A 5,743-nucleotide genomic window follows, 5' to 3' on the forward strand; every position below is an offset into this window, starting at 1 on the left:
CAGCCAGGGCCGCATCGTGGCGCACGAGAAACACGTGCTGAGCATGAAAGACAACAACCCGAGCGACAACCTGCGCGCGCTGGTGGACGCCGGCGCCCGCAGCTTCAAAATTGAAGGCCGCTACAAAGACATGGGCTATGTGAAGAACATCACCGCCCACTACCGCGTGCTGCTCGACGAGATCCTGGAAGACCGCCAGGCGTCGGCCCAACCGCTGGCCCGCGCATCCAGCGGGAGCTGCACCCTGCACTTCCAGCCCGACCCCGACCAGAACTTCAACCGCGAATTCACCGACTATTTTGTGCAGGGCCGCAAAGAAGACATTGGCGCCTTTGACACCCCCAAAAACCCCGGCCGACCCATCGGCTACGTCACCCAGGTGGGCCCCAACTTCGTGGAGCTGGAAACCGACGACCCCGCCACCGTGATCCACAACGGCGATGGCCTGTGCTACCTGGACCTGCAAAAAGAACTCACCGGCCTGCAGATCAACCGCGCCGAGCGCTTGCCCGCGCCCCAGCGCTGGCGCGTCTACCCCAAAGACGCCATCGACACCCTCAAAGACCTGCGCAAAAACACCGTGGTCAACCGCAACCGCGACATGGACTGGGTGCGCAGTCTGGAGAAAAAGTCGGCCGAGCGGCGCATCGGCGCCTGGCTGCAACTGGACGAAACGCCCCAAGGCCTGAGCCTGACCGCCACCGACGAAGACGGCCACAGCGCCACGGCCACCCTGGCCTGCACCCTGGAACCCGCCAAAGACGCGACCCAGGCGCAGAGCAAACTGCGCGAAGCCCTGGCACGGCTGGGCGACACGGTTTTTGAGCCCATCGACGTGTCGCTCAACCTCTCACAACCCTGGTTCGTGCCCGCGTCGCTGCTCAACCCGCTGCGCCGCGAAGCCATGGACAAGCTGGAAGCCGCCCGCGCCGCCGCCTGGCAACGCCTGCCCCGTGCCCAGCCGGTGCAGCCCCCCGCGCCTTACCCCGAAGACACCCTGACCTACCTGGCCAATGTGTTCAACCACAAAGCCCGCGACTTCTACGCCAAGCACGGCGTCAAAGTCATCGCCGCCGCCTACGAGAGCCAGGAAGAACCCGGTGAAGTGAGTTTGATGATCACCAAACACTGCGTGCGTTTTTCACTCAGCCTCTGCCCCAAACAGGCCAAAGGCGTCACCGGTGTGCAAGGCACCGTGCGCGCCGAACCCATGCAACTCATCCACGGCGACGAAAAACTCACGCTGCGCTTTGACTGCAAACCCTGCGAAATGCACGTGGTCGGCAAGATGAAACCGGCGGTGCTCAAAGCCGGGCAAAGCAGCCCGCTGAAGTTTTACCGGACGCGGCCTGGGAACGCGGTGGCTGGGTGAACCGGCCTCTAATCTCCACCGCCACAACCCGAACCGCCATCCGATCCACCGTCTGATCCGCTATCTGTTGGGGTATCGCCCAGACCATCACAGGTGCCGTCCACGCTGGGATCAGAAAAGCTGCCGCCGCAGTGAACGGGGCCACCGCTTTCACGGTCAGCAACGCCTTTGCAATCGGGCACGTAGGTAAAACCATCGGGAATATTCAGTTTTCCATCAATGGCAAAAAGCAAGGGCAAGCGCAGTGGTTTTCTGGGATCGATATTCTCTTCAACACAAGCAAACCACCAGCAGCGCCGCAACCCCTCGTTGCTTTTGGTGTTGGAGCCCAACACCACCGCCGGCGTGTGGTGCATAAACCGACCAAATGCACCTCGACAAAACTTGGCATAGTCGCGGGTGTTCAATATGAAGTCGTGCCAAACCTCGTCCACCGCCTGCGAAGGCATCGACACGTATTTTCTGCCGCTCTTCAAATGCGCCAGAAAAAAGAGCCGCAAAGCACGGGAAACCAAGTGGCAGTCTTTGGGTTCCAAATGCGGGTATTTGCGCTGAAGGCTGTCAAAAATCCCTTTGGGGAGGCGGTAGTTTCGGATGAACTCGGCACGGACGGCTTGAATCCATTTTTTCCAGAGAATTGCTGAAACTGCAACGCAAAACAGGATTGTGATGACTGCAGTCATTGGCAATGTGAGTTCATCAGCAGCGAGCGCCGCGCGGCGTGGGACGGCCGCTGCACTTTTTCAGCTTAGCTGGCCCAAAAGATTTTAAATATACGCGTTGACCGGCTTCACATGCCGCATGTGCAGCGACAGGCCCAGCGCGGCCATGTGGTTGCTGTTGCGGCTCAGAATTTTTTCGGACAGCGGCAAGAACTCGGCTTCTTCAAAGGCGGCGTGGGCGGTGTATTCGCTCACCAGGCGTTGCACTTCTGACACATCCAGATCGGTGCTCTGGCCTTTGGCCACGCGTTTGAGGCCGCTTTCCAGCCCTTTCCACAGCGCTTCCACCATGCGGTGTTCTTGCGTGAGGCGCTGGGCCATGGCTTTCACCCGGTCCAGTTCTTCGCCGGGGGTTGCGCTGGCGATCACGGCGGGGAAGAGTTCGCGCTCTTCTTCCAGGTGGTGTTCAAAAATGGCTTCGCGGAAGAATTCGAGCGATTGTTCAGCGATTTGGCGGGCTTTGGCTGCGGGGGCCAGCAAGGCGGGCAATTCGTCCAGCGCGCTCAGGCGTTTGAGAATGCCGCCGTGGCAGTTGGTGAAGTTGGTCAGCGGGGCGGCTGCGTCAACCGGGTTGCTGGGTGCTTGGGGGGCTGTCATGGTGTGGCTCCTGTTATGGGGTCACCGTGAGCGCTGGGGCAAATCTTCAGCACACTCACGATTGATGGGCGCCAGTCTAGAGACCGCCAGCGCGTGCGCCCTTGATGCAGGTCAAGCCTGCGTGCGTTGGCGCAGGCGTTTCCAGCCGGTAAACAGCAGCACCACCGCACCGCCTGCCAGCAGACCCGCCACCGCCCCGGCCAGACTCGACACCACAGCGCCCAGCCAGCCGAGGTTGGCGGTGAAGGCCTCTACCGCGTGGCCCAGAGCGGGAATGCCGTGCAACAAAATGCCGCCACCCACCAGAAACATGGCAGCGGTGCCCACCACGGAGAGGGTCTTCATGAGCCAGGGCGCCGCGGTGAGGATGCCCCGGCCCAGCGACTGTTGCCAGGCTGCGCTTTGGCGGCTCAGGTACAGGCCGGCGTCGTCGAGCTTGACGATGCCAGCGACCAGGCCATAAACGCCCACCGTCATGATGATGGAGATACCCACCAGCACCGACACCTGGCGCGCAAAGGTGGCCGCAGCCACGGTGCCCAGGGTGATGACGATGATTTCGGCGGACAAGATGAAGTCGGTGCGCACCGCGCCTTTGATTTTTTCTTTTTCAAACGCAACCAGGTCCACGTTGTCGTCGGCCACGGCTTTCACCAGTTCGGCGCGGTGGGCGTCGTCGTCGGTTTTGGGGTGCAAAAACGCATGCAGCAGTTTTTCAGCACCTTCAAAGCACAGAAACAGGCCGCCGAGCATGAGCAAGGGCGTGATGGCCCAGGGCGCAATGGCACTGATGGCCAGCGCCGCCGGCACCAGGATGGCTTTGTTCATGAGCGAGCCCTTGGCCACCGCCCAGACCACGGGCAGTTCGCGATCGGCTTTGACGCCGGTAACCTGCTGGGCATTGAGCGCCAGATCGTCGCCCAGCACACCCGCGGTTTTCTTGGCGGCCAGTTGCGTCATGGCGGCCACGTCGTCGGCAGCGGCCATGCCCTGGCGGGCAGCCACTTTGGTCATCACGGCCACATCGTCCAGCACGGTGGCGATGTCGTCGAGCAGCATGAGAAGACTGGTGGCCATGGGGTGTACCTGTGTTGGCTCGATCAGAAAACGGTTGAAGCACCTACGCCCACAGCTGCTGGCGAGCGAGAAGGCGCCTCAAAGTGCCTCGTCCTATCAACTCAGCCAACCCATTTGCGGGCGTTGCGCCAGATCTGCATCCAGGGGCTGTGCGCGCTCTGTCCACCGGCTTTTTCAACGTCGATCCAGCTCATCTGGATGTTGCGGAACACGCGCTCGGGGTGCGGCATCATGGCCGTGAAGCGGCCGTCGGCGGTGGTCACCGCCGTCAGGCCGCCCGGGCTGCCGTTGGGGTTGAACGGGTATTGCTCGGTGGCAGCACCGGTGTTGTCCACGAAGCGCATGGCGGCCAGGGCTTGGCTGGGGTTGCCGCGGTGCTTGAAGTTGGCAAAGCCTTCGCCATGCGCCACCGCAATGGGCAGGCGGCTGCCGGCCATGCCCTGCAGGAACAGGCTGGGCGATTCGAGCACTTCCACCATCGACAGGCGCGCCTCGAAGCGCTCGCTCTGGTTGGTGGTGAAACGCGGCCAGGCTTGGGCGCCGGGGATGATGTCGGCCAGTTCGGCAAACATCTGGCAGCCGTTGCACACGCCCAGACCAAAGGTGTCCTGGCGGGCAAAGAAGCCCTGGAACTGCTCAGACAGCAGCGGGTTGAAGGTGATGCTGCGCGCCCAGCCGATGCCGGCGCCCAGCGTGTCGCCGTAGCTGAAGCCGCCGCAGGCCACCACGCCCTGGAAATTCTCCAACCTGGCACGGCCGCTCTGCAGGTCGGTCATGTGCACGTCGAAGGCTTCAAAACCAGCTTGCGTGAAGGCGTAGGCCATTTCAACATGCGAGTTGACGCCTTGTTCGCGCAGGATGGCAACTTTGGGTTTGGCTTGCAGGAAGGCGGGCGCGCCCGCGCTGGGGTCGAAGGTCAAATGCACATGCAGGCCCGGGTCGGCGGGCAGGCCGGCGGCGGCGTGTTCGGCGTCGGCGCAGGCAGGGTTGTCGCGCTGCTGGTTGATGCGCCAGCTCACGCTGTCCCAGACCTGGTGCAGGTCAAACAGGCTGGCGCTGAACACGGCTTTGGTGTCGCGCCAGACCTGCAACTGTCCTTTGCCCACGTCCATGCCAGACGATTCGGGGCGGGTTTTGCCGACAAAGTGGCTGTGTTTGCTCAGGCCGTGTTCGCGCAGGGTTTGCATGACGGCGTTGCGCTCGGCGGTGCGCACCTGCAGCAGCACGCCCAGCTCTTCGCTGAACAGGGCTTTGAGCGTGAGCTCCTGGCGGCGGGCACCGACTTGGGTGGCCCAGTTTTTGGCGTCGCCGCTGTCCATGCGGCTGTCGCTGATGCCATCACCCTCGGTCACCAGCATGTCCACATTCAGCGCCACGCCCACATGGCCGGCAAAAACCATTTCGGCCGCAGCGGCCAGCAGGCCACCGTCGCTGCGGTCGTGGTAAGCCAATAGCTTGCCGTCAGCGCGCAGCGCGTTGACAGCGTTCACCAGCCGCACCAGGTCTTGCGGATCGTCCAGGTCGGGCACGCTGCCGCCGGGCTGGCCCAACACCTGGGCCAGGATGCTGCCACCCATGCGGTGCTGGCCTTTGCCCAGGTCCACCAGCACCAGCGTGGTGTCTTCGATGTCGCGGTTGAGCTGCGGGGTGAGCGTGCTGCGCACATCGGCCAGGGTGGCAAAGGCGGTCACGATCAGGCTGACGGGCGAGGTCACTTTGTGTTTGTCGGCGCCGTCTTGCCACTGGGTGCGCATGGACAGGCTGTCTTTGCCCACCGGAATGGAAATGCCCAGCGCCGGGCACAGCTCCATGCCCACGGCCTTCACGGTGTCGAACAGCGCGGCGTCTTCGCCGGGTTCGCCGCAGGCGGCCATCCAGTTGGCGGACGGTTTCACGCGCGGCAGCTCAATGGGCGCGGCCAGCAGGTTGGTGATGGCTTCGGCCACCGCCATGCGGCCCGACGCAGCCGCGTCAA

General features: G+C 63.1%; 5 protein-coding genes. 1 reads left to right on the plus strand and 4 read right to left on the minus strand.

Features of this window, described 5'->3' with window-relative positions; all coding sequences use genetic code 11:
- A partial coding sequence (locus Q7J58_RS17050; RefSeq protein ID WP_304830606.1) for a DUF3656 domain-containing protein occupies nucleotides 1–1,372 on the plus strand: 1,372 nt, incomplete at its 5' end.
- A gap of 8 nt (nucleotides 1,373–1,380) precedes the next feature.
- On the opposite strand, the gene Q7J58_RS17055 is transcribed toward Q7J58_RS17050, so the two are convergent.
- From Q7J58_RS17055 to purL, 4 genes are all read right to left on the minus strand, one after another.
- On the minus strand, nucleotides 1,381–2,055 hold the full coding sequence (locus tag Q7J58_RS17055) for a hypothetical protein (protein ID WP_304830608.1): 675 nt from the start codon (nucleotides 2,053–2,055) through the stop codon (nucleotides 1,381–1,383).
- Nucleotides 2,056–2,139: 84 nt separating this feature from the next.
- Nucleotides 2,140–2,691, minus strand: coding sequence for a hemerythrin domain-containing protein (locus tag Q7J58_RS17060; protein WP_304830610.1), 552 nt, complete (start codon nucleotides 2,689–2,691; stop codon nucleotides 2,140–2,142).
- A gap of 111 nt (nucleotides 2,692–2,802) precedes the next feature.
- Nucleotides 2,803–3,768, minus strand: a complete 966-nt coding sequence (locus tag Q7J58_RS17065; protein WP_304830612.1) for a DUF808 domain-containing protein — start codon at nucleotides 3,766–3,768, stop codon at nucleotides 2,803–2,805.
- Between the two features lie 101 nt (nucleotides 3,769–3,869).
- Nucleotides 3,870–5,743: phosphoribosylformylglycinamidine synthase (purL, locus tag Q7J58_RS17070; RefSeq protein WP_304830614.1), on the minus strand; the 1,874-nt coding region annotated here is incomplete at its 5' end.

The organism is Hydrogenophaga sp. (genome assembly GCF_030656115.1).
GTDB lineage: Bacteria > Pseudomonadota > Gammaproteobacteria > Burkholderiales > Burkholderiaceae_C > Hydrogenophaga.

What these genes read in the sequence shown, in the direction of transcription:
- Q7J58_RS17055 (WP_304830608.1), bottom strand. Translation starts at nt 2,055, where the DNA reads ATGACTGCAGTCATCACAATCCTGTTTTGCGTTGCAGTTTCAGCAATT.
- Q7J58_RS17060 (WP_304830610.1), bottom strand. Translation starts at nt 2,691, where the DNA reads ATGACAGCCCCCCAAGCACCCAGCAACCCGGTTGACGCAGCCGCCCCG.
- Q7J58_RS17065 (WP_304830612.1), bottom strand. Translation starts at nt 3,768, where the DNA reads ATGGCCACCAGTCTTCTCATGCTGCTCGACGACATCGCCACCGTGCTG.